This is a genomic window from Bacillus sp. ISL-18, from assembly GCF_018613415.1.
Classification (GTDB): Bacteria; Bacillota; Bacilli; order Bacillales; family Cytobacillaceae; genus Neobacillus.
In genome coordinates, this window is record NZ_JAGGQG010000003.1 from 1 (window position 1) to 25,853 (window position 25,853).

General features: G+C 40.6%; 27 protein-coding genes. 7 read left to right on the top strand and 20 right to left on the bottom strand.

The window, feature by feature from the left end:
* Window positions 1-387 precede the first annotated feature (387 nt).
* The 3 genes from J7E81_RS05870 to J7E81_RS05880 are packed head-to-tail and all read right to left on the bottom strand — an operon-like array spanning window position 388 to window position 2,622.
* Window positions 388-1,632 carry a DUF6230 family protein gene (locus J7E81_RS05870; protein WP_215041234.1) on the bottom strand — a complete coding sequence of 415 codons (1,245 nt, stop codon included), beginning with the start codon at window positions 1,630-1,632 and terminating at the stop codon, window positions 388-390.
* Window positions 1,633-1,644: 12 nt separating this feature from the next.
* Window positions 1,645-2,028: a DUF6114 domain-containing protein gene (locus tag J7E81_RS05875; protein ID WP_215041235.1), complete on the bottom strand. Its 384-nt coding sequence runs from the start codon at window positions 2,026-2,028 to the stop codon at window positions 1,645-1,647.
* 18 nt (window positions 2,029-2,046) lie between these two features.
* Window positions 2,047-2,622, bottom strand: coding sequence for a DUF6230 family protein (locus tag J7E81_RS05880; RefSeq protein ID WP_215041236.1), 576 nt, complete (start codon window positions 2,620-2,622; stop codon window positions 2,047-2,049).
* A gap of 199 nt (window positions 2,623-2,821) precedes the next feature.
* On the opposite strand from J7E81_RS05880, the gene J7E81_RS05885 reads away from it, so the two are divergent.
* The 3 genes from J7E81_RS05885 to J7E81_RS05895 all read left to right on the top strand — a co-directional run bounded on the left by J7E81_RS05885 (window position 2,822) and on the right by J7E81_RS05895 (window position 5,511).
* Window positions 2,822-4,315 carry a LuxR C-terminal-related transcriptional regulator gene (locus tag J7E81_RS05885; RefSeq protein ID WP_215041237.1) on the top strand — a complete coding sequence of 498 codons (1,494 nt, stop codon included), beginning with the start codon at window positions 2,822-2,824 and terminating at the stop codon, window positions 4,313-4,315.
* A gap of 92 nt (window positions 4,316-4,407) precedes the next feature.
* Window positions 4,408-4,797: a large-conductance mechanosensitive channel protein MscL gene (mscL, locus tag J7E81_RS05890; protein ID WP_215041238.1), complete on the top strand. Its 390-nt coding sequence runs from the start codon at window positions 4,408-4,410 to the stop codon at window positions 4,795-4,797.
* A gap of 75 nt (window positions 4,798-4,872) precedes the next feature.
* Window positions 4,873-5,511: a Bax inhibitor-1/YccA family protein gene (locus J7E81_RS05895; RefSeq protein ID WP_251028491.1), complete on the top strand. Its 639-nt coding sequence runs from the start codon at window positions 4,873-4,875 to the stop codon at window positions 5,509-5,511.
* An 81-nt stretch (window positions 5,512-5,592) separates the two neighbouring features.
* Here J7E81_RS05895 and J7E81_RS05900 read toward each other — a convergent pair whose 3' ends face one another.
* The 10 genes from J7E81_RS05900 to safA all read right to left on the bottom strand — a co-directional run bounded on the left by J7E81_RS05900 (window position 5,593) and on the right by safA (window position 15,646).
* Window positions 5,593-6,927, bottom strand: coding sequence for a polysaccharide biosynthesis protein (locus J7E81_RS05900; protein WP_215041239.1), 1,335 nt, complete (start codon window positions 6,925-6,927; stop codon window positions 5,593-5,595).
* Between the two features lie 108 nt (window positions 6,928-7,035).
* Complete coding sequence (locus J7E81_RS05905; protein ID WP_215041240.1) at window positions 7,036-8,796, bottom strand: FTR1 family iron permease; 1,761 nt, start codon at window positions 8,794-8,796, stop codon at window positions 7,036-7,038.
* Between the two features lie 19 nt (window positions 8,797-8,815).
* A complete protein-coding gene (gene efeB / locus J7E81_RS05910; RefSeq protein ID WP_215041241.1) occupies window positions 8,816-10,105 on the bottom strand; it encodes an iron uptake transporter deferrochelatase/peroxidase subunit in 1,290 nt (429 codons plus the stop codon).
* Window positions 10,106-10,954, bottom strand: a complete 849-nt coding sequence (gene efeO / locus J7E81_RS05915; RefSeq protein ID WP_215041242.1) for an iron uptake system protein EfeO — start codon at window positions 10,952-10,954, stop codon at window positions 10,106-10,108. It abuts the gene before it with no gap.
* 135 nt (window positions 10,955-11,089) lie between these two features.
* A complete protein-coding gene (locus J7E81_RS05920) occupies window positions 11,090-11,722 on the bottom strand; it encodes a response regulator (protein ID WP_215041243.1) in 633 nt (210 codons plus the stop codon).
* On the bottom strand, window positions 11,715-12,764 hold the full coding sequence (locus J7E81_RS05925) for a sensor histidine kinase (RefSeq protein ID WP_215041244.1): 1,050 nt from the start codon (window positions 12,762-12,764) through the stop codon (window positions 11,715-11,717). The genes J7E81_RS05920 and J7E81_RS05925 overlap by 8 nt, the downstream gene beginning before the upstream one ends.
* Window positions 12,761-13,495 carry a cell wall-active antibiotics response protein LiaF gene (liaF, locus tag J7E81_RS05930; RefSeq protein WP_215041245.1) on the bottom strand — a complete coding sequence of 245 codons (735 nt, stop codon included), beginning with the start codon at window positions 13,493-13,495 and terminating at the stop codon, window positions 12,761-12,763. The genes J7E81_RS05925 and liaF overlap by 4 nt, the downstream gene beginning before the upstream one ends.
* A 107-nt stretch (window positions 13,496-13,602) precedes the next feature.
* Window positions 13,603-14,247 carry a PspA/IM30 family protein gene (locus J7E81_RS05935; protein ID WP_215041246.1) on the bottom strand — a complete coding sequence of 215 codons (645 nt, stop codon included), beginning with the start codon at window positions 14,245-14,247 and terminating at the stop codon, window positions 13,603-13,605.
* A gap of 285 nt (window positions 14,248-14,532) precedes the next feature.
* A complete protein-coding gene (locus tag J7E81_RS05940; protein ID WP_215041247.1) occupies window positions 14,533-14,880 on the bottom strand; it encodes a lmo0954 family membrane protein in 348 nt (115 codons plus the stop codon).
* Window positions 14,881-15,034: 154 nt separating this feature from the next.
* A complete protein-coding gene (safA, locus tag J7E81_RS05945) occupies window positions 15,035-15,646 on the bottom strand; it encodes a SafA/ExsA family spore coat assembly protein (protein WP_215041248.1) in 612 nt (203 codons plus the stop codon).
* 112 nt (window positions 15,647-15,758) lie between these two features.
* On the opposite strand from safA, the gene J7E81_RS05950 reads away from it, so the two are divergent.
* From J7E81_RS05950 to J7E81_RS05960, 3 genes are all read left to right on the top strand, one after another.
* Window positions 15,759-16,145 carry a DUF1360 domain-containing protein gene (locus tag J7E81_RS05950; RefSeq protein WP_215041249.1) on the top strand — a complete coding sequence of 129 codons (387 nt, stop codon included), beginning with the start codon at window positions 15,759-15,761 and terminating at the stop codon, window positions 16,143-16,145.
* Between the two features lie 81 nt (window positions 16,146-16,226).
* Window positions 16,227-16,373, top strand: a complete 147-nt coding sequence (locus J7E81_RS05955; protein WP_215041250.1) for a hypothetical protein — start codon at window positions 16,227-16,229, stop codon at window positions 16,371-16,373.
* 404 nt (window positions 16,374-16,777) lie between these two features.
* Window positions 16,778-18,310, top strand: a complete 1,533-nt coding sequence (locus tag J7E81_RS05960) for an FAD-dependent oxidoreductase (protein ID WP_215041251.1) — start codon at window positions 16,778-16,780, stop codon at window positions 18,308-18,310.
* Between the two features lie 70 nt (window positions 18,311-18,380).
* Here J7E81_RS05960 and J7E81_RS30845 read toward each other — a convergent pair whose 3' ends face one another.
* The 5 genes from J7E81_RS30845 to J7E81_RS05980 form a co-directional block, all read right to left on the bottom strand.
* Window positions 18,381-18,515, bottom strand: a complete 135-nt coding sequence (locus J7E81_RS30845; protein WP_275677366.1) for a hypothetical protein — start codon at window positions 18,513-18,515, stop codon at window positions 18,381-18,383.
* A gap of 56 nt (window positions 18,516-18,571) precedes the next feature.
* Complete coding sequence (locus J7E81_RS05965; RefSeq protein ID WP_215041252.1) at window positions 18,572-20,041, bottom strand: amidase family protein; 1,470 nt, start codon at window positions 20,039-20,041, stop codon at window positions 18,572-18,574.
* A 96-nt stretch (window positions 20,042-20,137) separates the two neighbouring features.
* Window positions 20,138-21,283: a DEAD/DEAH box helicase gene (locus J7E81_RS05970; RefSeq protein WP_215041253.1), complete on the bottom strand. Its 1,146-nt coding sequence runs from the start codon at window positions 21,281-21,283 to the stop codon at window positions 20,138-20,140.
* A 96-nt stretch (window positions 21,284-21,379) separates the two neighbouring features.
* Window positions 21,380-21,679 carry a DUF5658 family protein gene (locus J7E81_RS05975; RefSeq protein ID WP_215041254.1) on the bottom strand — a complete coding sequence of 100 codons (300 nt, stop codon included), beginning with the start codon at window positions 21,677-21,679 and terminating at the stop codon, window positions 21,380-21,382.
* 127 nt (window positions 21,680-21,806) lie between these two features.
* Window positions 21,807-22,613 (bottom strand): MBL fold metallo-hydrolase, encoded by an 807-nt coding sequence (locus tag J7E81_RS05980; protein ID WP_215041538.1) that lies wholly within the window; start codon window positions 22,611-22,613, stop codon window positions 21,807-21,809.
* Between the two features lie 326 nt (window positions 22,614-22,939).
* Here J7E81_RS05980 and J7E81_RS05985 point away from each other — a divergent pair, with 326 nt between their 5' ends.
* On the top strand, window positions 22,940-23,293 hold the full coding sequence (locus J7E81_RS05985) for a hypothetical protein (protein WP_215041255.1): 354 nt from the start codon (window positions 22,940-22,942) through the stop codon (window positions 23,291-23,293).
* 64 nt (window positions 23,294-23,357) lie between these two features.
* Here J7E81_RS05985 and J7E81_RS05990 read toward each other — a convergent pair whose 3' ends face one another.
* Together J7E81_RS05990 and J7E81_RS06000 are read right to left on the bottom strand one after the other, a co-directional pair.
* Entirely contained in the window at window positions 23,358-25,322 is a 1,965-nt protein-coding gene (locus J7E81_RS05990) for a WG repeat-containing protein (RefSeq protein ID WP_251028492.1), read from the bottom strand.
* Window positions 25,323-25,434: 112 nt separating this feature from the next.
* Window positions 25,435-25,800 carry an SCP2 sterol-binding domain-containing protein gene (locus tag J7E81_RS06000; protein WP_215041256.1) on the bottom strand — a complete coding sequence of 122 codons (366 nt, stop codon included), beginning with the start codon at window positions 25,798-25,800 and terminating at the stop codon, window positions 25,435-25,437.
* Window positions 25,801-25,853: the final 53 nt, after the last annotated feature.

Sequence of the window (25,853 nt, forward strand, 5' to 3'; positions counted from 1 at the left end):
TGCTAATGAGGCTTTTACCGGTGATTCTAATGAGCTATTCTCAACTTTGGCTTTAAGATCTTCTAAATTTATAGTAATATTAATTTGGGTCATCATCATGTCCTCCGTTTTATGGTTTTCTTGGTCGAAAACATTGTAACACGGGTCATGATGATGACCTATTCTTTTTACACAATTATATGGACTTAATCCTATGAATGGCTCTTATCTCCCGTACGCGGCAACTTGGTGGGGCTTCGACAGTTATGAATGGCCCTTATCACCCATGCGCAGTACCTTGGTGGAGCCTTGACAGGTATGAGTTTTTAATCCCAGAACGCCCTACTAAAATTGATGAAGAAGTTCAGTCCTTATCATAGGAAAAGAGCAGAATATCTGCTCTTTTTTCTATGGTTTAAAAATTATCTCTCCGTCCTTTTCCCTATCGATTTTTTCACGCATTTTAGTTAGTTGCTGAACTGGGTCTTCTAGTTTGATTCTTCCCAATAGATCAAAGAGTCCGAGCGATTTTAATAAACCTGTCTCCATTTTTTGAAGCTGATTCGCTAGCGTGGGATCATTTTGACATACTTTACTTAAAGGCAATTTCTTATTTAGTCCTTCATTAAATAACTCCAGGGCGAGCTGCTTATTAATGACACCTTTACTTTGTCTTAAGCGTTCACACACCGATTGAATCGCGATATCCCCTTTTACTACTGGCTCCACCGCCTTGGTTACTGGCTCTAACGGTTTCAACACTGGCTCCACCGCCTTGGTTACCGGCTCTAACGGTTTCAACACTGGCTCCACCGCCTTGGTCACTGGCTCTAACGGTTTCAACACTGGCTCCACCGCCTTCGTTACTGGCTCTAACGGTTTCAACACTGGCTCCACCGCCTTCGTTACTGGCTCTAGTGGATCCAACACTGGCTCCAGCGATCCCGTCACTGGCTCTAACGGTTTTGTTACCAGCGCCGTCGTATCTTTTATCGGCTCGAGCTGGCTACCATCAGAATTTGTCCCCTCTCCTATTTTGGAAGAATCCTCACACATTAAGGGCAGATGACCAGTTGTGATTTTTTCAATTTCCTTATCCACTTCCTTCAGAGGCAGTAAGCTCAAGTCTTGCAGTACCTTTATTGTACCTGGCTTTTGTGAGTTTGTTTTTCCTGATAACGTAGTCAGTGTCAATTGTTCGATTAAACTATCCACCGATTTCATATAATGAGCAGCCATAACGACATTTTCCATGCCAACTTCAGGTATCACCTCTGCCGCGTTAATGCAAGCACCAGTAAATGAAATAGCCGTTGTGTCAACTGTCATATTTTTTACGGTCACCGGTCCGTTTGCTTTTAAGCTAATGGTGACAGACCCAGTGGGTGTGTCGATTTGCTTCGTTAAACGCATTCCATAAATCGTTGCAGATTGATACTGAATTCTGAGCATTAGCTGCCCGTTTTTCTGAGTCGTCTCTTGTTTGACAATTGTTGCATTCATACCGGAACCAACCACCCGGTCCGCCTCGATAATAAATCCCTCATCGGTCGATTTGTCAGCAGCGTAAACAGGATTACCGAGAGAACGTAAGGTCAGCATCAGCAACAGAATACAAAAGCATAAAAGAATAGGCTTTCGTTTCCACCACATAGTTTCTCCCCTTTAAACAGAGTGTGTTTTCTCCAATCCGCTTGGAGGTGCTGTCTTCACGTTTGCAGGTTCAAGCCGCCAGGCCATTAGTAAAGCCCCGCCAATAATTCCGAATAATGTTCCAAATAAGAACCCTCCCAGCGCACCAATAACAGAGAGAATCGAAAGGAAAATCGTAAAAATACCAAGGATCTTGGAAGCATTCGGAAAAAATAACGCGACTATACCAATTAAGGTGATGACACCTCCGAATAATAACCCGATTATCGCAATGGATCCCGGTAAAAAAGTGCTTAGATATAGATTTAACGGCACCCATAAGATCATTAACCCACTTACAATTGTAAGGATGGATCCCCACAGAGGCCGGCTTTTGCGCCACTTTTGAACTTCCATTATTATTAGACCCCCTCGCTAATTCTTATTAATTTTTTCAACGGTTAAGCGCATTCCGTTCATATTAATTGTTTTTTGAAATAGATAGTGAGTTTTTAATTTTGCATGCTCTAATATAATCGTGGAGGACGTCTGCTTAAATTGTTTCTGCCAGTCATCACTATGCTTTTCTTGTAAAACTAAGTTTTGAAATTTAGCGTTTGCTTCAATCAATGCTGCATCATGCTGCAGACCAGTTATTTGGACAGGCTTGGAGGCAGTTATTTTGACACGAATCCATTCTCCCCCCACCTTAAAATCTTTGTATAATTGAAGATTATCAATGGTCAGTGTTTCAATTAAGTTTGTTCCTTGCGGTGCTGAATCAGAAGAACTTGTTTCGCCCATTTTAGGATAGAAGGTATAATTATTCCCTACTAATTTATCAAACTCTACATAAAAATCCCCCACACCTGCAATTGGAACAGCATAAGCCACACCTGATATTCCAAAAGAAACTAGTAGTAATGCTAACGTCAATAGCCCTGCCGATAGCGCTGACCAAAATACCTTTTTGCTAGTGGTCCCCTCTACAAGCTGAATTGAACTTTCCATCAAACCCCTCCTGTTTTCGAAATGTTCAAATAATAACTCTTATACCAAGCTTACAACCCTTGTTTCATCCCAGCAATTACGGAAAATATCGTGTAAATTTTATCCCCCCGTCAAATGTCGGGGTCGTTATTTCACTACGGACATATTAGAAAAAACCAATACGTACTATTTAAAAAGAAAAGAATGAGGGTGAATGGTGATGAAGCATAAAATAGATCAGCTTTTATTAAAAGGGCTTTCTCTTCTGTTTGAATATAAAGAACCGTTTTTAAAACGTTGGAAACAACAGCTGACAAAATTAAACTTTCAAAATGACAGCTTGGCTAGAAAATTTGAAACGATTATAGAGATGTCCTTCCACAAGGCTGCCGACCATAAAAACCTTAATGTTGACTCCTTTATCTTTTCACTATTTTCAGAGTGGCAGGCGCAGTTTTTAAAAAAAGAAGAGGAATATCAGTCTATTTTCCTACTTACTACGATAGAAAATCTCTTTCACCAACTGTTAGCGGAAAAACCTGCCACGACCTTTTTAGACCATCAAGCCGTACAGTCCTTCTTTTCAAGAGTCCTTGATCAAACCTTTATTACCCAGCATGTTGAAAGGCAAAATCATAAATGGTTAAAATCAATCATCTCAACCAATATGGTCCCGCTGAAGTGGGTAGCAGTGGTGAAAAAAGAGCAGTCCGATTATCAAGTCGAAACCGTAGTCTGTACGGATTCGAATCCAGTGGACAACCATTTACTCGATATCTGCACAAGTTTAAAAGCGGGAGAAATACACCACCTTTCCCTAGCGATTCAAAAGTTAATTGGTGTCAGTACTGGTAAAGAGAAACTAGTCCAAATACCATGTATGAATGATTATCTCCTTTTTAGTACGGAGGATTTGCTGACCGAAGAGCAGATTTCTTTTATCAAGGGGATGTACTTACGCCAGTTAAAGCTTCAACAGCTTGAAAGTAAATTGGAATGGAAGGATGCTTCCCTGCTATTTCTACAACATTTACTCCGAACGAAGAGCGTTGACGATGCCGTTAATGCAATCACGAGAGGACTAGTGAATTATATGCCCTTCAAGCGCTGTGCTTTATTTTTATATAATCACTACGTCGACAAAGGGATAGGTGTTTCTGGTTATAACGTAAGCGATTCCACCGTTCAACAAATAAAAGAGGAGATCTTTACTCTTCCCTTAATAGACAAATACTTTTATTCCCTAAGTCATTCCCAGCCGCTCTATTTTCCGCAGGCGCTCGATATTTTGCCGAAAAGATATGTGCGGGAGTACCAGCTTAAATCACTCGTTGTCCTGCCTATTTTCGTACCAACTAATAGCAAGTTGCTTGGGATTGCCCTGTTAGATCAAGGGGCAGATACATCATTTGAGGTATTGCCTGAGACGATGACGACATTAATTAAATTTGGTCAATACGCTGGAGAGCTTTTGTATTCAATATGGGATGAGGCACTACAGCAATTCGGCGGTCCGCAGACCATTTTAACCCTTCGGGAAAAAGAAGTCCTGCAGTTAATTGCAGATGGGGCCTCCATTAATGAAGCAGCGGCTAAGTTACATCTTAGCAGTTATACCGTACGGGACTATGTATCAGCGATTATTCAAAAGTTAGCCGCAAAGAACCGGACCGATGCAGCCGTAAAGGCGATAAAAATGAACTTAATATCCTAAACGTGCCATATGTACCAAAAAAATCTAATTGCCTTTCTTGCCAGTTAAAGATAAAATGAACAATTAAGAAAAAAAGCAAGGGGGCTGCTTAAATGTGGAAAGAATTTAGACAGTTTGCCATTAAAGGCAATGTGATTGATTTAGCCGTTGGGGTAATCATTGGCGGGGCATTCGGAAAAATCGTCTCTTCGCTTGTCGCCGATATTATTATGCCAATTGTTGCGCTGTTACTTGGGAGAGTGGACTCCTTTGCAGAACTTTCGTTTCTTGGCTTGAACTACGGGAAATTCATCCAGTCGGTGGTTGATTTCTTTATCATAGCATTTTCTGTTTTCCTATTTGTAAAGTTCATTAACCGTTTTAAAAAGAAGGAACCAACGGAAGTTGTGGTAAAAGTAGAACGTCAGGAAGAGCTATTAGCGGAGATTCGTGACCTTCTAAAGGAAAACCAAGAATTTTTAAGAAAAAATGAAACATCTTGACCACTTATACGTATATCTTAATAAGGAAGTCAGGGACTAAAGACTTTCTATCAAATTCATTTTGAGGTGAAGATTTTGTATACACAAACATCGACTGAATTTATGCCTTCCGTTTTAAGGACGTTTGCCCTTTCATTAGCAATTGCCTTCTTAGGGACGATGGCGGGGGCATTTGTTGTACCGCCTGGATTGTTTATGCCGTTAATGATTTTAGAATTTATTATGTTGATAACCGCCTTTTTCTTTAGAAGGAGAAAAGCAGTTTCATATGGCTTTTTGTATATCTTTACTTTTATCTCAGGGATTACCTTGTATCCGATCGTAGCTTACTACCTGTCGACTTCAGGAGCTAATGTAGTCGGGATGGCATTTGCGAGCACAACCGTAGTCTTTTCAGGAATCTCCATTTACGCAGCAAAGTCCAAACGTGATTTTTCTTTCTTGGGCGGGTTCTTACTGGCAGCTATCTTAGCATTAGTAGCCATTTCGCTTTATAATATCTTCTTCCCTTTAAGCTCGACTGGAATGCTAGCTTACTCCTTTGTCGGTGTTTTAGTTTTTAGCGGATATGTTCTTTTCGATATCAGCCGTATGAAGCACTACGGAGTAAGAGCAGAAGATGTGCCGTTGATGGCCTTAAATTTATACCTTGATTTTATTAACTTATTTATCAGCATTCTTCGTATCCTTGGAATTGTTTCAAGTAAAGACTAAAAAAACAGGAGTTTGGCAAATTGCCAGGCTCCTGTTTTTTTGTTCTGTTTGATCCCTGCTGCCCCCTACTCTATGAAAAGTTCATCGTTCCGCTGCGTTCGTAACCATCCCTTTCATAAAAATAGAAACACCAATCTTCTTACAGATCGTTAAATAGTGCATGAGAGCTAAGAGAACGGCCCCTGTATTCATCCCGATAATTACCCCATTCATCTGCCAGTCATGCGAGGAGCCAAGCCACAAGACTAAAGCAAAGGAGATGATCGTTGACCAAATTATATGGAAAAATAACTCTTTTAACATATCAAGACCGATTAAAAAAGCCTGCATTGGCATGATAAAGAAATGAAAAAGAAAAAATGGCCAGAGCAGCTGCAAATAAACAGCAGATGTATCCGATTTAAAAAATAAAGAAGTTAGTTCTGGAGCGAAAAAGTAAAAAATCGCCACAGCAGGAACACCATATAGAAACGTAATCGTCATCACCTGCTGGAGCATTTTTTGCAAGGTTGCGTAGTCCTTTTGTGAATTGGTCTTAGAAACGGCCGGAATCAGCACAATCATTAATGAGTGTGCAATAAATGCTGGGAAAAATCCAATCGAAGCAGCCACCCCCATCAGCATGCCGAATTGTTGGGTTGCCAGGGTGCTTGATACCCCAGAGTAAACCAAGGCTCCCTTGATCACAAACGGTTGAACGGCATTCATGACCGCTGAGAATAGCCGCAGACCTGTCGTTGGAATCGACACAGCGATTAAGTTTTTCCGTACCCCTTTCCGGTTCATATTAGAGAAAGGCTTCCGCTTTAACTGTTGAAATTGAATGATAAACAAATAGAACAAATATAAAAACATCACAACCTCGCTGCCGATCAGGGCGCAAATAGCAATTAATAACGAGGCCTCCGCATCATATTCGAAAAAGCGAAAGAGGATAAACAAGCCGACTAGCTGGACTGCCTTACGAAGGAAGTTGGAAACCGCTATTTTCCCCATTTCCTGAACACCCATAAAGTAGCCTCTTGCCACAGATGTGAACGAAATAACTGGGATTAAAATCAGAACCAGCCATCTAACATATGGATGGTAATTATCAAATACGGAGATAAATGGAAGGAGCGCAGCGGCTGCTAAAAATAGAATACAAGTAAAAGTGATGGTAATGGTCATAGCATGGTAAAGAATCGTACGGTGATACCGCTGCTCCCTTTCAGCAATGAACTTTGAAATGGAAACTTGTAATTCAAAGCTAGACAATAACACCAGTAAAAAAATGGATGGAAGGATTGTCATATAAAGTCCAAGCCCATGTGATCCCAATTCTCTCGCCAAAATCATATTGATTAGAACCTCAATCATTTCACCCAAGAAAGCAGAAGCAGCTAGAAAAAAGATTCCTTTATAATAAATACCCAATTTGCAAATCTCCCTTACTCTCATCTCTTTTACTAACTTATGAGACAAGTCCCTTGAATAGTAGGAGAAATTTTTTAAAAAGAAAAAGGACTGATCAAGTCAGCCCTTTTAAACATTGGTTGAGATTACCTGTTTCCCATCACTTTTTTTCACTAAATAAGTAGTGAAGAAGATAATGCACAGTAATAGTAATTGGGGTAAAGTGGTTTCATATGTTGGATAAAGTCCAAGCCAATCAATAAATGGTAAGCGTTCCACGGTAGTGGTCGATAGCACATTTGAAATCTGCAGTGCATGGATACTGATTCCTAAAATTTTGAACGCTAAGAAGTAAATTAAGATGGTTGCTGTTCGAAAAAACAAGCGAATTGGAATTCTTACACTGTAATGAATAATGGCAAAGCCAGCGATGACTAACACCACAAGCGCCAGACAAATCCCTAATACGAGCTCCGCTAAACCTATATACGGAGTAATGCCTGTATAGAAGATAATTGTCTCTGCACCTTCACGAAAGACCGAAAGAAAGCTAATAAAGGCAAAGGAAAGGAGACTTCCTTTGGCAATCGCCTGCTGCATTTGCTGATTAATGTATTTATTCCAATTTCCAATACTTGACTTATTATGAAGCCAAGCCCCGACCGTCAGCATCATGATGACAGCAACGATACCGGTAATCCCTTCAATATACTCCCGGCTTGAAGCTGCCACAAATTTTGAAAAGACAATATTAATAATGACGGCTAGGACGGCGCTGGCCAAGATTCCGGCAACCACTCCAGTCCAAATCCACTTTTGCTGGGCGGATTGCCCCATCTTTTTTAAAAAGGCAATCAGGGTTGCGACAACTAATAATCCTTCTAATCCTTCACGCAATAAAATTAGGGCTGCATCCCAGTAGGAGTAACTTGTTTTACTTAATAACGGGGCAAGCCGATCTTCTAGGTCCTTAACAATATCGGTGGCTTTATCGGCATTTACTTTTTCAGAATCTAAGAGACTGATGGCAGTTGGTACCTTCGTTTCGATATCGCTGTACAAACTGCTGTCCCTCGTTTGGACATCGCCTTCCACCATTGGCCAGATGGTCAAAATTTTATTTAAATGTTCACTGGCCCCTTTGTAGTCCCTTTGAGAAGTTGCTTTTTCAGAATCACTTAACAATGCAGCTAAGTCATTCAAGGAATAATCTCCTTCTACCTGTTTCGATACCTTACCAGCAAGAAAATTTTGTACTTCTACTTTAAGTTGATCTAAGTTTTGCCCGGCCTTATCTAAATCGGCTGGTTCCTGTGTAATCGCAATTCTTATCAGAGCTGTGTATTTTTCAATGTTTCCATATGCAGCAATACTCTCATCGTGAACAGCCTTCTCTGAAAGCGTCCACCCATTCATTAATTTTTGGTATTGAAGCTTTAATGAACCGGTATCTCCTTTTTCTACCGAGCCCTCCATAACAGAAATAAGCGGAAGCAACTGCTTTACCTGCTCTTTGCCTTTTTCTTTATCTTTGGGATTTTGTTCCTCTTCATATTGGACGACTGCACTTGAAAGGGCCGAGAGACCTTTCGAGAGTGCCTCTTGATCGACGCTGGTCTTAGCTAGTAAACTTTGAACCTCTTTTAACTCTTGGTCAACAGCGTGGGCTCGTTTGCTGCCAGCTTTTTTAATGGACTGCCACTCGTTTGCAAACTGCTCCATGTTTTTGGCTACAACAGTCTGCTCTCCATCCTTGGCCTTCATTAAACTATCACCAATTAGGACAAAAAGTTCATCACTATTTTCTGCTGCCTTTACGGGAAGGCTCATTTGAAAAAAACTTATTAACATAATCATTACTAATAAAGGCTTCCAATTTAAACGCTGCATAATCTTCTCTCCTCAACCACTAGTTAAATAGTGTCTCTCCGATAAAACCGCCCTCTTTAGTACCTGGTAAACAAGCAAAAATGGCACTTCCACGGTGGGAGGTATATTCGTTTAATTTATCCATTTTAGCTAACCTGTTCTGAATGGGGATAAATTGTTTACTTGGTGTCCGCTGGAAGCATAGAAACAATAGACCTGCATCAAAGCTGCCTGTTTTCAAATCCATCCCGTCTGCATAGGAATAGGCACGACGGAGAATCTGCTGCGAGCCATCTCCATGAGACAAGCGAACATGAGAATTGGCCGGGATCACGTCCTGACCAGTTTCTTTCTTTAGAGTGAAATCAGGTTTATCAAACTCATTCTTTTGCCCTAACGGTGCACCACTGTCCCGGTAGCGTCCAAAAGTGTTTTCTTGCTCCCTTAGATTGGTTCGGTCCCATACCTCAATAAACATTTGAATCCGCCGGACTACAAGGTAACTGCCATTAATAAGCCAATCCGGTCCATCGCCCTGTTGAACCCAGATATGTTCATTCACTTGCTTTTTACTATCAACATCGGGGTTCACTGTACCATCTTTGAATCCAAATAGGTTTCTCGGTGTTTCCTTTTTAGGATCGGCCTGCTTCGTCCGCTGGAAACCAGTTTGTGCCCAGCGCAATGTGGCTTTCCCTCTGGCGATTCGAATCAGATTTCTGACCGCATGAAAGGCTACCTGCAAATCATCTGCGCAAGCTTGGATACAAAGATCACCACCGGTCCATTCCTCTTCTAATGCATCAAGCGGGAAGGCGGGAAGATCAACCAGTTCCTTCGGCTGCTTGTGTTTTAAGCCAAAGCGGTCTTGATTGTCTTTTACAAAAAGACTAGGTCCGACCCCAAATGTAATCGTCAAATTGGATGGCGATAGTCCTGCCGCCTCCCCAGTATCATCTGGAGGTAAAAATTCATTGCTAGAAAGCTTGCCGACTGACTTCCCCTTTGTCATTAAAGCAGAAGCCTTGGTCCATTCCTTAAATAGTTTGGATAAGTCTTCTCGCTTAGACGTCGTGACATCTAAGGAAACAAAATAAACATGATTTTGTGGTTTTGTCGTAATACCGCTCTGGTAATCGCCATAAAAAGGAACAATCTCTTGACTTGGCTCTGGGCCTGATGCCTTACTCTCCTTTAGTGTAAGAACACTGCCGAGGCCGGATGCTCCTAGAATGACTCCGACCCCGCCAATGCCGGCAGTTTTCAAAATATCCCGTCTTGATACCTTTTTTTCTGCTAATCCCTCTAAGTTGGCTGGATTGTTAGTCAATTAAGACGCCTCCGTAATGATACCTATTTGTGATAGTGGCTCAGCTAGTGCATCAATAGCCTGGCTAAGTTCTTTGACTTGTGCTTCTGTCAATTCTGTATAAAGCTTGTAGCCATCACCGTTTTTATGCTGGTTTAATAGACGATAAACATCATCAAAACGAGCCTGTATCTCTGTTGAAACTTCCTTGTCCTTTTTCTCTAGTGCTGGTTTAAGAAGCTGATAGATTTTCTCCGCTCCTTCAACGTTTGCTGCAAAGTCGTAAAGATCTGTATGGGAATAGCGATCCTCTTCTCCGGTTACTTTTGAAGTGGAAACTTCATTTAAGAGGTCAACAGCTCCGGTAATTAATAAATCGGGCGTCACTTCTACTGTATCTGCTTTAGCACGTAACAGGTTTACATCTTTCATTAACTGATCAGCCATTTGTTCATAACCTTTGGTTGTATTTTCCATCCATAATCCTTTTTCAATCCGGTGATATCCGCCCCATTCGGCAGCGGGAACATCTCCTTCTCGTGCATCAATTTTAGGATCGAGGTCACCAAAACTTTCGGCGATTGGTTCAGCACGCTCATAGTGCATTCGTGCTGGTCCATAAAGCTCCTTTGCTTTATCAATTTCTCCATTTTTAACAGCTGCAGTAAAAGCGTCTGTGGCCTTAACAAATTCTTCAATCTCGGAAATGGCATATTGCCGATATTCAGCCGATACACCTTTAAGCGATTCCGTTGATGTGTTTTGCGTTTTCTTTGCTTTTTCTGTGCTTGAGGTTTGGTCCGAATTGGAACAGCCAAATAATAGACTGCTAGATAATAAAACAAGTCCAGATAATGTATGTATTTTCATATATGAATTTCCTCCAAATAGAATAGTAATGAGAATGATTTTCATTACTATTATAATAACAGTAAATGAGAACTATTTTCAATCATTTTTTTAAAAATTAAAAAACCTCCCATCATATCTAGGAGGTCTGTTCGTTTATTTAATTAAGGAATGCTTAAAAGCATAGATAACCGCTTGGGTACGATCCTGGACATTTAGTTTGCTTAAGATATTGCTGACATGGGTTTTTACGGTTTTCAGGGCAATGTATAATTCATCTGCAATATCCTGATTTGTCTTCCCCTCAGCCATTAACAGGAGGATTTCCAGTTCCCGGGTCGTTAGTTCTTCATGTGGAAGATGAGTAGTTTTTTGACGCATTTTGACCATCATTTTCCCTGTCACTTCAGGCTCAAGAACCGATTGTCCATGATAGGTAGCACGGACAGCGTTAGCAATTTCGCTGGCCTTGGAGGTCTTCAGCATATAGCTGGTCGCCCCGGCTTCAAGCGCAGGATAAACCTTTTCATCATCCAAAAAGCTTGTCACGATAATAACCTTAGCCTCGGGCCATTGTTCAATGATTTGCCGGGTTGCTTCAATTCCATCCATTTCCTTCATAACAAGGTCCATTAAAATAATATCTGGGCGAAGTGATAATGCAAGTTCTACCCCTTTTTTGCCATTATCAGCTTCCCCTACCACTTCAATGTCCGGCTGAGCTGAAAGGTAAGAAGAAACTCCGATTCTTACCATCTCATGGTCGTCGACAAACACTACTCTAATCATTCACACCATCTCCATTAATAATCACCGGAACCTTCACTTCCAGCCTTGTTCCTTTATTTTTAACACTAACCACTTTCAGTGTACCGCCTATTTCGACTGCCCGTTCGTGCATATTCTGCATTCCATAGGATCCAGCTTTCATTTCATTGACTTCGAAGCCGATTCCATCATCTACAATCCTAAGAATAACAAGGTCATCCCGTTTTACTAATAAAACCTCAAATTTACTGGCTTTTGAGTGCCTAAGGGTATTGGAAACAGACTCCTGCAGGATTCGAAACAGATGATCTTCTACCCCTTTATCTAATGGGAAATTTTCGACCTTCCAGTTAATATCCATTGTCACCTTTTGAGATAGTTCGATTAGCAGCTCCTCAATTCCTTCTTGAAGCGATTTATTCTTTAACGCAGCCGGGCGTAAATGTAATAAAAGAGCCCGCATCTCTAATTGTGATTGATGAATCATTTCCTCAACGAGCTTTAATTGCTTCGCTTCCCGGTCATCTTCAGATTGGTCTTTTGTTTCGTTGATGGCTGACATCATCATCGAGGCAGCAAATAATTGCTGGCTTACAGAGTCATGTAATTCTCGAGCCAGGCGATTCCGCTCCTGTTCAATAATTTGCTGAATTCTTTCTTCTTGACCCTCTACCTTTTCAGTAGCCAGCCGCTGGGACAGCTTTGCCTGCTCAGACATTTGCCTGCCAACGTTCTCAATTCTTTTAGCAATGGCTTGGATTTCTGAAACAGAGGCCTTCTCTGGCACTTCGATTTGTCTTCCTTCTTCCAGTTGATGCAATGAATGTTCAACTGCTAGTAATTGTTTACGCCAAAAAAGGCCAGAAAACCCGCCTAAAATTATTCCGATTGCAATACTAAAGACAGGAACAAAAATGACAATCGGTATATTCATGAATTGTCTCGACCATAACTCCGACCAGTTTCCAAGTGGAAATACATAAATTAAAACCGCTCCAATGACTAACGCGATAAGAAAGCAAAACGATATATGCCAGATCATTTGCCGCTGGGTTGAACTCATATCCGGCTCACCTCTAGATTCCCGACCACAAGTGAGGTAACGATTTTCACCTTGGTCTCAGAAGTTTCATAGCCAGAAGTTTTCAAGTGAAAAACTTGATTGAATATTTTATCTCTGTCATTGCCAAATACTTTAGCCGAACCCACGACACCAGAATGGTGTATACTTACTTCCATTTCGTATGGAACAAGGATATGGATATTTCCAATGATATTGCGGATAAAAATAACAGCTTCTCCCTTTGGCAGCATCGTATAACTAAGGTCAATAACGGTATCGCCAATCCCTGTTTGAATGTTCACATCATCCCACTCGTAAACACCTTGAGGCGTTTTTTGCTGTCCAACGAGAATATTACTAAACAATGGTTCCGAACTAATCAACGTCTCTTCGGATTGTGCTGGTGCTGCGGGACCGATATCAGGTACTATTTTTCTAGCATGCTTCTTTGTATTGATAAATTGAATGAAAAAGTGCAGTAGTATGGCTAATAATAAAAACTTAAACGTCATCATATTGACGATGCTTAAAACAAAGAAAATGATCCCCATAATAAAGAGTATTTTCCCTAGCTTTTTTCCAGCTTTTCTGCGGCCTAAATACATCATTCCGCCTGCAATAAAAAGAGAGAATATCAGCCCTCTGTTAAAAAATAGAATCTCTAAGAGCAGAATGACAATCCCGATGATAACAAGCCAGCTAAGATAATCACTTTTTGTATTTTTAAACATTGGCCACCCTCCCTTTTTATGCAGGATTTTTACAGGTAAAAGGCGCAGTTAGACTACGCCTTTTACCAACCCACTTGTGCTTTACTAATAGAATACCATTCTTTTGATTATATGGACTTACTTTCTTCTAATTTCATTTCTTTTTCTATTTGGGCAATTTTTGCATCAATCGTATTGTGGTAATAAGAGCTGTTGACTTGATGTTCGAGACGGTCGAGATAGTTTTCTATTTCCTTAAATTTTGAGTAAGATTGATCGGAATAAGTATGGGCATCCAGCACTTGGTTCATTCTTAGGTTTGCCCGGGTTACATTCTCACGGCCCATTAATTCCATCCGGCGCAAATGCATGTCTTTTAATTTATGCTTCATTTCTTCATATTTTCTTTCTAAATTTCCGAGCTGTCCAGTGACTTGGTCAAGTGATGCCTTAATGCGGTTTGACCTGTCTTGATATTGCTGATACTCTGCCGAGGCAAAGTCAGCTAGCTCTGTTTCCCCCGCTTTTGAAGCAATGTCTGCTTGGTGCTTTCTTTTATTGGCTAACTCCTCCGCCTGATGGTATTCTCTCGTAAATTCATCCTTTAAAGTAGATTGACGCTCTAACAGTTTCCTTACCTTTTCTGTTTCCTGCTCACATTCGCGAAGATATTGGTTCAGCATCGCAATTGGGTTTTTATTTTCCTTCTGGTCGAGCGCCTCATGTAAATCTGCAGTAATTGTATTTTTAATCCTTGTAAATAAGTTTGTCATTGTTCATTCGCTCCTTTTAATTTAGGCTGTGTTATCTTGAATGTTGATTTCCGCTCCAGGCGGCTTCGCTTTCCGCGGGCGTGCCGGGGAGCCTCCTCGGCGCACTTGCGCCTGTGGGGTCTCCCCGGCCCCGTACTCCCGCAGGACTTTGAATTTGCATCCTCGAATCCGCCCACGCACGAAGGAAATGCGATAGCATTTTCGAGGAGTCTTCGCCGCCTTCCGCTCCAATCAACTTGCTAAAAAATCAACAATAACCTTTAACACAGCCTTAATTTAAAATTTTTAGTAATTCTTCAATTCGTTCCACTGTTTTTCAAAATTAATAAATGGATCATCAGCTGCGTTTATTTTGTTGACCTTCCTTTTGTTCCAGTTTTTATAAACTAGATATAAAACGTAAGCCGCCGCTACACCAATAATCGCTGGGGCATTGTGAAGAGATGCCATCAGGACGATAAAGCCAAGTATTCCAAGCCCGATTCGACCGCCAATCGATTTTGTCTTTAAGAATTGCTTAAAGATGAAATACAAAAGAACCACACTTACAAGTAATCCTACCATTGGACCAATCGTTGACAGCAGGATGACTCCGGCAATCCCTCCGGCTAAAAGTAAACCAAATTTTTTCATCTTTGTTTCACTCCTTTCTTTTCTTATTTTCATCTTACCTATTTTTCACTGCTCCTAAAATTGCGCCTAAGCTTGATTTTTGTATCGGTCTTAAGACGTAGAAAAGGTCAGCCTCTTAAGCATAAGCTTAAAGAAACTGACCCTTATCTTTAGATTATTTAGATATAAACATCTGAACCCAATAATAACCATAGGAACCGCCCTTAGCGTAACCAACTCCAATTCTAGTGTTGGAGCTAAGAATATTGGCACGGTGACCTGAGCTATTCATCCATGACTGTACAACTGATTGTGGTGTCGTTTGTCCGGCAGCAATATTTTCCGCTGCAGAGCGATACGTAATACCAAAATTCTTCATCATCGTAAAAGGACTTCCATACGTTGGGCTTGTATGACTAAAATAATTTTTGTCTCTCATGTCCATCGCTTTGTAGCGTGCAACCCGTGACAGTTCCCAATCGGCCGTCATGGCAGGTAACCCATTCTTTGCACGCTCCTGATTCGTAAGCTGAATCACTTGGTTTTCAATTGATTTTACTCCGCCTAAATCAGGAATGTTTACCTTTTGACCAGGATAAATCAAGTTAGGATTCTTAAATTGCGGGTTTGCTGAAATAATCTCACTAATTCCAACTTGATACCTGACAGCAATCTTCCAAAGTGAGTCACCTGACTGAACCGTATAGATTTGTTGGGCAAACGAAACACTTGGAATGCAGAAAAGGGATAGTAAGAACAGAAAACTAAACCAAAAAGATTTTTTCATTTTATTCGCCTCCTCGATATATAATTTTGATTTCAAGCTCAAAATATACAGGCGGCGAAAAAAACTTTCTGAAAATAACACACCAACAAACCGTCTTTGGAGGACTAAAAAAGTGGAAGACATTTCTGGGATGACTTATATCATGTTAATTTTAGCAAGCTATCGATTAACCCATTTAATCGTTTTTGATAAAATTACCGAATTTATCCGCAGACCATTTGTAAAAAAGGTCAAGGTAGAAACGAGTGAGGGAACCACAACAAAGGAAGTTCCTACCTCACTGTTTGGTTACTTATTAAAATGTTATTGGTGTGCCGGCGTATGGAGCGCTTTTTTATTAGGCGGTGCCTACTTGCTATTCCCCAAGGTCACCTATGTCATTATTTTAATTCTCTCCATAGCAGGCGGCCAATCGATTATTGAAACGTTTGTCGGAGTGAACATAAAAAAGGTCGACTACTACTCCGAGCTTCAGAAAAAGGACAGAAACAAAACCTAAGACAAGTGGAAAAATTACGAGCCCCTGCGCATATATTTAGATTAGCTTCTACGCTAGGCATATCTAAAGGGGGGATTTCCTATGGCAATTTGGTGGATTACGACCATCGCTTTTGTCCTTTGTCTTGGCATTGCAGGTGGAACCTTTATTTATTTCTTACGGCAAGGGCTGGATACAGACGACCCCAACCGGATTGATAAAATTAATTCTGATCAAGAATCTATGTAACCTCCCTCATTAAAATAACGAACTTTGGGCTCGCCAAATAGGCGAGTTTTCTTTTTTAGAAATAAATAGGCTGTGTTAATCTTGAATGTTGATTTCCGCTCCAGGCGGCTTCGCTTTCCGCGGGCGTGCCGGGGAGCCTCCTCGGCGCACTTGCGCCTGTGGGGTCTCCCCTGCCCCGTACTCCCGCAGGACTTTGAATTTGCATCCTCGAATCCGCCCACGCACGAAGGAAATGCGATAGCATTTTCGAGGAGTCTTCGCCGCCTTCCGCTCCAATCAACATGCTAAAAAATCACCAATAACCCTTAACACAGCCAATAAATAAAATAAAATCCTTTTTCACATGATTTTTTCTTTTTAGGAAAAATTAAACATGTGATTACTTTAAAAGTGGAGGAATACATATGAATTCATCTGAAAACACCCAAAAGTTTCCTCGGACATATTGGCGTGAAATCGAAATGCCTACATTTAAGTCTTTAGATCAAGATATTAATGTGGATGTAGCGATAGTGGGTGCTGGGATTACAGGTATTACCGCCGCCTACCTCCTGACAAAGGAAGGAAAAAAGGTAGCCCTTCTTGAAGCAGGCGGCATTTTAAACGGAACGACTGGGCACACAACAGCCAAATTAACGGCTCAGCATGGCCTTATTTATGATGAGTTTATTAATCATTTTGGAAAAGAAAAGGCTAGATTATATTATGAATCAATGATGATGGCGGTTCAATTTGTGGAAAATACCGTGAACGAGAAAGGCATTAAATGCGACTTTAGTAAGCAGGATGCTTATGTATATGCCACAACGGATGAGTATGCGGACAAGCTTAAAACCGAATGGGAGGCTTACAAGGATCTTGATATTGCTGGAGCCTTAAAAGATTCCATTCCATTTAATATTCCTGTTAAAATGGCACTTATGATGAGTAATCAGGCTCAATATCATCCCTTAAAATTTTTAAAGGCCCTTTTGGATGAAGCAGTGCAAGCAGGCTGTTCTGTTTATGAAAATACTGTTGCTGATAATATAGAGGACGATTTTACAGAGCCAAAGGTGATCACAAAGAATGGCCAAAAAGTGACGGCTAAGCAGGTAATTATTGCTTCGCATTTTCCGTTTTATGATAAACCAGGACTTTACTTTGCAAGGATGTACGCTGATCGTTCTTACGCTATCGGGGTCAAAACGAAGCAGGAATATCCTGGCGGCATGTATATAAGCGCTGACAGCCCCACCCGTTCGATTCGGTATACCCCCTTGGATAATGGAGAGAACTTGTTAATTATTGGCGGTGAAAACCACAAAACGGGTCAGGGCGTTGACACATTAAAGCACTTTGACGAGCTGCAGGCCTTTACAGAAGAAGTTTTTGGCATAAAGGAATACCAATACCGATGGTCTGCTCAAGATAATGTGACCTTGGATAAAATGCCTTACATTGGCCCTTATACGGAGGACCGAAAAAATGTTTTAATAGCAACCGGTTATAAAAAATGGGGAATGACCACTGGGATTCTGGCAGGGCATATTTTAAAAGATTATATTGTTGGCAGTACGAGCCGATATGCAGTGTTATATAGTCCATCACGTTTTCATGCCGATCCCGATTTAAAGGAAGTAATTTCAACGAATGTCGATGTGGCCAAACACTTACTTAAGGGTAAGCTTGAAGTCGTTGAAAAGGTGCCGGAAGATTTACAGGCAGGTGAGGGTTCGGTTGTTACGTACCGTGGAAAAAGAGCGGGTGCCTATAAGGACGACCAGGGAAAACTCTATATTGTCGACACCACTTGTACCCATCTCGGCTGTGAATGTGAATGGAATCGTGCCGAAAAGTCTTGGGACTGCCCATGTCACGGCTCCCGCTATTCGTACGCGGGCGATGTGATTGAGGGTCCAACTAAAAAGCCGTTAGAACTGCTTCAAGGAGAATAAATATTCATTAGGGTCATCACTCAACATCCAAAAACGCCTCCTTCCGTACGGAGGAGGCGTTTTTTCTCATTTATTTGCTATTCGGACGGTTCCGTTTTAATTCTTCTCCGGTTGTAAATTCCACTAACTCTGCACTATCCTTCATACCCTTTTTACGATTATTATTTCGCTGGGCATTGGCGTTACCAAGTTTCTGTCTTCCCACACTACCATCTCCTTTTGTAAGAAAATCATTTATAGTATGGTTGAATCAGATTGCCCCTATTCCTTACCTAAAACTGGTGGTTTTCGATGGCCGGTAATTTGTTCAAAAGCATAAGCAATTTCAATCAATACCGGTTCACTAAAAGCCGTCCCTGCAAACGAAATACCAACAGGTTCCCCTTCATGAGTGTAACCAATTGGTACTGTTATGGTTGGATAGCCCGCCTTCGCACTAATATGCGACCCTTCGTCACTTGGAATAATTAGCACATCTAAGTGATTATTTTTAAAAGCATAATCGATCCCTTGCTCGGTGGAATGATAAAGATCAAACTCTAATGCGTCAATGTACGCTTGTTCGGTCAGTGACCCGCTTGTTTCTTCTGATTCAACGAGTACCTCTTGCCCATACTTGAGCGTTTGTTCGTCATTTTGATTATTAAAAGCAATTAAATCCGCCAGCGTTCTGATTGGAATCGACGGATGAAGCTTACTTAAATACGCATTTAGGTCCGGCTTAAATTCATAGGTTAACACATCATACTTCCACTCGGCTTTGACTGAAGGAATGGAAATATTCTCAACTACCTCAGCCTCTGATTTTCTTAATACACCCAATGCTGTTCTAACGACGTCAGCCTTATTTTTATCTAGAAGCTCGATAAAACCTTCTGTTGCGATACCGATTCTTTTCCCTTTCAGACCATCCTTTCGCAAAAACTTCGTGAAGTCCGTCCCTATTAAGGGGTTTGTTTTCGTGATGGGGTCGCGGTCATCCATTCCACATAAAGATGTCAATAAAATAGCAGCATCTTCAACAGTCCTCGCCATTGGTCCTGCCGTATCCTGGGTATGTGCTATTGGGATAATCCCTCTTCTACTGATCAAACCCAACGTTGGTTTAATCCCCACTAATGAATTCTGGCAGGCCGGGTTTAAAATCGAACCGGATGTTTCCGTTCCGACTGCCGCAGCGGCAAAATTAGCAGCGATTGCTGCTCCCGATCCTGAACTTGAACCACCAACGTCAAATTTTCCAGGTCCATACGGATTTAAGACCTGCCCGCCTCTGGAGCTATAACCGCTTTTCATACCGTAAGCCATAAAGTTGGCCCATTCTGTCATATTGGTTTTTCCTAAAATAATAGCCCCCGCCTGACGCAATTGATCCGCTACTGCCGAATCCTCCAAAGCAATCGAATTCTTCAAGGCTAATGAACCTGCACTTGTATGCATTTTGTCATGTGTATCAATATTATCTTTAATTAAAATCGGTATACCGTGCAGTTGGCTGCGTGGTCCAGACTTCTTCCTTTCCGCATCAAGAGCTTCAGCAATATGTAAAGCATCTGGATTTACTTCCAGGATAGAATGAATCGTTTTATCAAAAATAGAAATTCTCTTTAAATACAGCAGGGTAAGCTCTTTAGAGGTAATCTCACCAGCTGTTAATTTTTCTTGCATCGTACGGATGGAGGCCTCCTCAAGCCACTCTTCAACTCGTTTATTCCATTTTGGTTTTTGCATCGTTTCCCTCCTCATATCACATAAATAATTCAAGTGAACCCATAAAGAATCCTTTTTTTATAAAAATAAGCAGTGGAATACACCACTGCTTTCCTCTTACCGTTTAAGCTTTTGCTGTCTTTGTTCTTCCGCCACGATTTTTCCTTGATAAAAAACTCTTTTATGGAGCGGAATTTGTAATTCCCGGCAAAAACGTTTCAACTCGCGTTCTTCACGCTCTGTTACAAGTGAAATAACCGTTCCGTTTGCTCCCATTCTTCCCGTTCTTCCAGCTCTGTGGACATACTGAGTAATATCCTTAGGGAAATCAATTTGTACAACATGGCTGACCCCTTGAATGTCCAGACCTCGTGCCGCAATATCTGTAGCAATCAGCATTTTCATTTTTCCATCACGGAAATCCTTTAATGCGGCCTGGCGCTCGAGCTTTTTCATGTCACTATGAAGGATACCAATTGATAACTCTTTAAATAACAATTTTTCTTTAACAACTTGAATTTCTCCAATATCATTAATAAAGGCTAACGATTTACTTTTCTCTAGGCGAGCTATTTTTTCAAGGAGTTTAATTTTATCCCTTTGCTCACACAAAAAATAGATATGTTCCACTTCACCCGAAGAAGCCATTTCATCTTTTTCAATCCGCAATACTTCAGGTTCATTGGTCAATTCTTTAGCTAACTTTTCTGTCACTTGTTTCATTGTGGCCGAAAATAATACGACTTGCCGGTCACCCATAGTCGATTTGACAATCTGCTGTACCGTCTGCAAATGCTCCGGAATGAGCAGCTGGTCACCCTCATCAAGGACGACCATCTTAACTTCGTGCATTTTTACCTTTTTTTGCTTGATTAACTCCAGTAACCTTCCTGGCGTAGCAAAAATAATCTGCGGGCGCTTCTTTAATTTTTCTAACTGACGTTTTGGGTTGGCGCCGCCAATAATGGAAGTACCTCTTATTCCGCTTCCCTCTGACCACTTTTGAAATTCTTGATAAACCTGCATGACAAGCTCTTGAGAAGAGGCTAAAACTACTGCCTGTAAGGAAGAGGACTTCATGTCGATTTTATGTAACAATGGAAGTAAATAAGCCAATGTCTTCCCCGTCCCTGTGGGTGACTCCGCAATCACATCTTTCCCTTCAAGGATGAGCGGAACCGCTGACTCCTGAATCGAGGTTGGTGCTTGAAATCCTGACTTTTGCCATGCTTCCTGTAAAAAGGGTTGTAAGGTGTTTAACATTTTGTACTCCTTCTATCTATATCATTTTACGTTTATTATTTGTTAATCGATATCGTATTGATACTATCTTATAATTCATAAGGTGTCTAGTTTGGATTAAGCCGGATTATTAAGGTAGAGGATCACCCAGACCATATGGTAGACTAAGACAGATAAATAAAGGACACATGTTGACATAAGCAGCGTCCGAATGATTCCTTGAAAGGGTTTGAAATAAAATAAAACAATCAGCACCAGCGGTAGTACTATTTTAATTAAGTAAAAATAGGACCAGCCCTCATCAATAATTTCTCTCATCATCGGGTTTCCTTCTTCAATAAACCCCAATGAGATTCCGACATTTGTCAAGATTGCATCTAACAAGCCTGCTGCGAATAAAAAGATACAAGGTTTCATATTTCCTCCTTAAAATCCCCTGTTTCAAAACCATTCTTTCTAATTATTGATCCAACAATACATTCTTTATTAAGAACATAACAACCAAAATAAAAGGCTGCTGGTTAAAGCAACCCATGTAATCCCCTTAATTATCGTATTTCCCGCTTGCAGGTTTAGCCACTTCATTAAAATGCTCTACTAAATACATAAGGTTCATGGATAGCGCTTCCCCGCTCATCGGAATCCCATGTCCCGTCACAGCAACTTGCGGTTTCAAAGCCGCCAATTTCTGCACTGACTGATAGGCCGCATCCCAATCAGTCGTAAAATAACGCGGCGGACCGCTGATTTCCTGCGTTTGTGTAATCACCTTATAAAGCGATTCCTGCTTTACAGTTACAAAGGCATCTCCGGCAATTAGGGTTCTATCTTGTTCACGGAATAATGAAATATGACCTGGAGTATGTCCAGGTGTATGGATCCATTTCCACCCCTCTGGCATACATGGAACCGTCCCATCACTTGGAAGCGGCTGAACATGCGCACTAATATCAATCCCATGGTTGGGGAACATCGTTGACATCTTCGCAACAAGACCGCTGTCCACATTTGGATCTCCAGGTGGATAATTCTCTTTTCCCGTTAAATAAGGAAGCTCTTTTTCATGTGCATATACAGGTATTTTCCAATCCTCTAAAAGTTCAGCAATAGACCCAACATGATCAAAATGTCCATGTGTTAGGACGATCGCTTTCGGAATGGCGTTTTCGCCAAACCGCTCCTGAATCATGTCCTTAATTTGCCCAGCCGACTTTGGCATCCCAGTGTCAATCAGTACAAATTCAGTTGTCTCTCCAGGGCTTCCTATCAAAACTAGATTAACAATTTGGTCCGTGTAGCAATATATATCCGGCAAAACAGCAACGCCAATCCCGCTCCCAATCGAAGACATTGGAAGAAATGAATCCTCAAATTTACTATCCTGAGTCTGATCCAAGCAAACACCCCCTTTTTGAATATTATGTAACTCAGTAAGTAATTTTATGTTTGATTCTACATGAACACGATAGTTACATTATAACAAACATTTCTGTTTCTAATAAAGAATAATTATATATAGTACATCTAGCCTTCCTTCATGCTATTATTAAGAAATCTTACTTATCTTCAAAGATATGAAAATTGAAAGGTTTGTGAACATTGTCGCTAATTGGATTTAAACAGTGCAATTGATGATAAAATGAACATTCGGAAAACAATATATCGGAGTTGAATATGATGTTTAGCAGAATTGCACTTTTCGCATCGTTATTGTTCTTTTTATTTGGAACAACTAGTTTTGCCTATACACATTTAGAAAAATCTACTCCATCATCCGATTCTGTACCGGCAGATTCATTTCATAATAATTCAACATTAACTGTGGTGACCAGCTCAAATAAAAATCCAAATATACAGGCAACAGACACAAAAGGCACAAAGAATCAGACAGAAAATGCTGTTTTGCTTATGAAAAAAAACCAGAGTATTCAGCCTTCCTTTAAAGACTACGTTGTTCCTGCAGCTGTGTGTCTTTTCCTCATCATCGTCCTTGGCGGCTACTGGTTTGGTTTTAGAAGGAAGTATGTTTAGAAGTTATTCATGAAACAAAAAGCGTTTAACCACATGGTTTACGCTTTTTTGTTTATTTCTATTCTTAATGAAGGGCCAGCCAAAATTCACCATTATAATCAATCAATTCTTTCAGTTCAGAAAACGGTATTGAAAAAGTTGGGAAGCCAGCCGCATAAGGAGCAATTTCATAAGGCAGAAAGTAGATATTTAATCCTGCTTCACTTATAAAAAACGGCTGATCCTCTTGAATCCCATGGTATTGATCTGGAAAGAGGTATGAGTATTCGTCATTACTTTTGATTTGATCTTCAATTAAATCACTAATCACCTTAACATAAGGGCTTTCTGGTTTAAATAGATCTGCCAGCTGGTACAACCGCCCCGTTTTAAGGTTTAAATGAGCATATTTTTTCAGCGGCATTCCGTGAGCCGCACAAAATGGATAATCATAACCAGTTATCTCAATCACGAGTAGATTTTTCTTAAAAAAACTTATCGTAAAATCGCCTGTGTAATGGGACTCCAATGGTGTAACAGGTACTTGTTTTACCCCTGCCATTGCCTTTAAAGCATCGTTTACTTGGCCTGCATTTTCCATTCCCTTTATCTCGGGATAATAAACGAGATAATCAAAATTAGGCTTATATTTATGTTCCACAACAGCATATTGGTTAGTTAATGGGTAGATGGATGCTTGTTTCCAAACCAACTCATTTTTTTGATTAAAGTAAATGAGGCGCTGATCAATCTCACCTTTTATAAGGGTCTTTTCAATGCTAAGTCTCCCGTTTCCACTTACGTAGGGCAAGTGATCCATTCGATTTCCTTGCTTATCTATAAAATAAGTATGCTGATCATCCGAGACAGACGCTAGTCCGTCCTGAAAGTTCCCCATTTCATGAAAAATAAATCCAGTCATAACATGTCCGGCATGGTCAGCCAAGGCGAAAATAGATCGCACGCAGGCTTGTTTCGGGTCGATCTCCCTCCCAATGGCAAACCGTTTTTCTCCAATAGATAAAATTTGATTGTAATGGGCTTTCATGACAAATTGTCCGTTTTGATTAATTAATCCATAGAGCTCCTTTTGATTACTTTCCAGACTGACAATGGCACGCCCGTCTATAAATCGTCCGGCAGTTGTATAGTTTGGCTTAATAATCATGTTACCCTCAACATCGATATAGCCATATAATCCATCGTAATTTTTCTTAAACGAAAGAAGGCCTTGACCATAATTACCCACCCATTCATAGGGGTAGGTATGCAATACGTTTCCAGTAAGGTCAATTAATTGGTACTGTTCTCCCTTTGGTTTTACAACTGCTCTGCCCTCTGTAAATTCACTGGCCGATTCATAGGCTGCGGGGATTACCACTTTCCCCTGTTTATTTAAATACCCATATAGATAATTTCCGTCCTCCTCTATTTCTACAGCTTCTACGCGGCCTTCCTTATATTCGGGATAGATAAAAGAGTATGCTTTTTCAGTAACCTCTTTACCACTTTCGTCGATAACCTTGAAACCTTGACGGTCATTAACCACCGAACGACCTTCCGAAAACAGCTGAATCGTATCATATTTGGGCTTCACAATAAAATATCCTTTTTCGTCGATAATGCCTGATTTATCTATAAGCCCGACGACCGCTAAACCATTGTCTTGAAAATCTGCAGCATGGTCATAGATTGGAGGGAGAATAAATTTGCCTCTCGCATTGAGATATCCCCACTTGTTTCCGCCTATTTCCCTTATTGATGCAGGATATAAATAAACAGCTCTTGTTTCATAAAATTCATTAAGGATTCGAATGGCCCGTTCCTCGACTAATTTTGAAACTGGAAAATAGGATAAGGTTGTATACCTATTCTTTAAAACAAATAAATAGGACTGTTGATGATACCGATAAAGCCCAAAGACTTCAGTTATTCCGTCCCCATCTAAATCTCCCCAACTAAGAATGGCCTGATTGTTTAGATATTCGATTTCTGCTCCTGTTGGGAGGTAAGGCATCACAAGACGTACTTCTCGATTAGATCCCACCATTGTTTCTCACCCATTTTTTTACTATATATATGAATGAGTTAGGCGGTGTGTGTGATAATGATTCTTTACAAATTAAAAAGCACACTTTGAATGTGTACTATTTAAGGTTCACTTATAAATGGTCCTTCACATTGTACTGTCGGAGAATGCTTTCGATTTTAAGTGCTTTACCGATATCCCCTTGAATTTTCAATTTACCTGTCATAAATGCCATCGTTCCGTTCAGTTTTCCTAACAAAAACAGGCGGAAATTGGCTAATGACATTTTTAACGTACAATCGGGAGGTGCATCTTTGCCTTTCCTTACCGTAGCACCGCCATCCTGAAAATGAAGCTGGCAGGATTCCTCTTCCTCTCCATGAATATCAAATTGATAAAGGGCCGTAACCCCTCGGATTGGCTCTGGGTGCTTATTTAAAATTTCTTCGATCAGCTTCATTAAATCCTGGAGAGAATACTCTTCTATTGTTTTTGACAAAGACAACACTCCTCTTTTTAAATCACCTGTTTTCCTTTAATTTTATGATACTA

What these genes read in the sequence shown, in the direction of transcription:
- J7E81_RS05990 (WP_251028492.1), bottom strand. Translation starts at nt 25,322, where the DNA reads ATGGTGGGATCTAATCGAGAAGTACGTCTTGTGATGCCTTACCTCCCA.
- J7E81_RS05925 (WP_215041244.1), bottom strand. Translation starts at nt 12,764, where the DNA reads ATGAGTTCAACCCAGCGGCAAATGATCTGGCATATATCGTTTTGCTTT.
- J7E81_RS05980 (WP_215041538.1), bottom strand. Translation starts at nt 22,613, where the DNA reads ATGTCTTCGATTGGGAGCGGGATTGGCGTTGCTGTTTTGCCGGATATA.
- J7E81_RS05970 (WP_215041253.1), bottom strand. Translation starts at nt 21,283, where the DNA reads ATGTTAAACACCTTACAACCCTTTTTACAGGAAGCATGGCAAAAGTCA.
- safA (WP_215041248.1), bottom strand. Translation starts at nt 15,646, where the DNA reads ATGAAAAAATCTTTTTGGTTTAGTTTTCTGTTCTTACTATCCCTTTTC.
- J7E81_RS05880 (WP_215041236.1), bottom strand. Translation starts at nt 2,622, where the DNA reads ATGGAAAGTTCAATTCAGCTTGTAGAGGGGACCACTAGCAAAAAGGTA.
- efeO (WP_215041242.1), bottom strand. Translation starts at nt 10,954, where the DNA reads ATGAAAATACATACATTATCTGGACTTGTTTTATTATCTAGCAGTCTA.
- J7E81_RS05955 (WP_215041250.1), top strand. Translation starts at nt 16,227, where the DNA reads ATGGCAATTTGGTGGATTACGACCATCGCTTTTGTCCTTTGTCTTGGC.
- J7E81_RS05965 (WP_215041252.1), bottom strand. Translation starts at nt 20,041, where the DNA reads ATGCAAAAACCAAAATGGAATAAACGAGTTGAAGAGTGGCTTGAGGAG.
- J7E81_RS05905 (WP_215041240.1), bottom strand. Translation starts at nt 8,796, where the DNA reads ATGCAGCGTTTAAATTGGAAGCCTTTATTAGTAATGATTATGTTAATA.
- liaF (WP_215041245.1), bottom strand. Translation starts at nt 13,495, where the DNA reads ATGTTTAAAAATACAAAAAGTGATTATCTTAGCTGGCTTGTTATCATC.
- mscL (WP_215041238.1), top strand. Translation starts at nt 4,408, where the DNA reads ATGTGGAAAGAATTTAGACAGTTTGCCATTAAAGGCAATGTGATTGAT.
- J7E81_RS05920 (WP_215041243.1), bottom strand. Translation starts at nt 11,722, where the DNA reads ATGATTAGAGTAGTGTTTGTCGACGACCATGAGATGGTAAGAATCGGA.
- J7E81_RS05940 (WP_215041247.1), bottom strand. Translation starts at nt 14,880, where the DNA reads ATGAAAAAATTTGGTTTACTTTTAGCCGGAGGGATTGCCGGAGTCATC.
- J7E81_RS05975 (WP_215041254.1), bottom strand. Translation starts at nt 21,679, where the DNA reads ATGAAACCTTGTATCTTTTTATTCGCAGCAGGCTTGTTAGATGCAATC.
- J7E81_RS05875 (WP_215041235.1), bottom strand. Translation starts at nt 2,028, where the DNA reads ATGGAAGTTCAAAAGTGGCGCAAAAGCCGGCCTCTGTGGGGATCCATC.
- J7E81_RS05960 (WP_215041251.1), top strand. Translation starts at nt 16,778, where the DNA reads ATGAATTCATCTGAAAACACCCAAAAGTTTCCTCGGACATATTGGCGT.
- J7E81_RS05985 (WP_215041255.1), top strand. Translation starts at nt 22,940, where the DNA reads ATGTTTAGCAGAATTGCACTTTTCGCATCGTTATTGTTCTTTTTATTT.
- J7E81_RS05885 (WP_215041237.1), top strand. Translation starts at nt 2,822, where the DNA reads ATGAAGCATAAAATAGATCAGCTTTTATTAAAAGGGCTTTCTCTTCTG.
- J7E81_RS05870 (WP_215041234.1), bottom strand. Translation starts at nt 1,632, where the DNA reads ATGTGGTGGAAACGAAAGCCTATTCTTTTATGCTTTTGTATTCTGTTG.
- J7E81_RS05935 (WP_215041246.1), bottom strand. Translation starts at nt 14,247, where the DNA reads ATGACAAACTTATTTACAAGGATTAAAAATACAATTACTGCAGATTTA.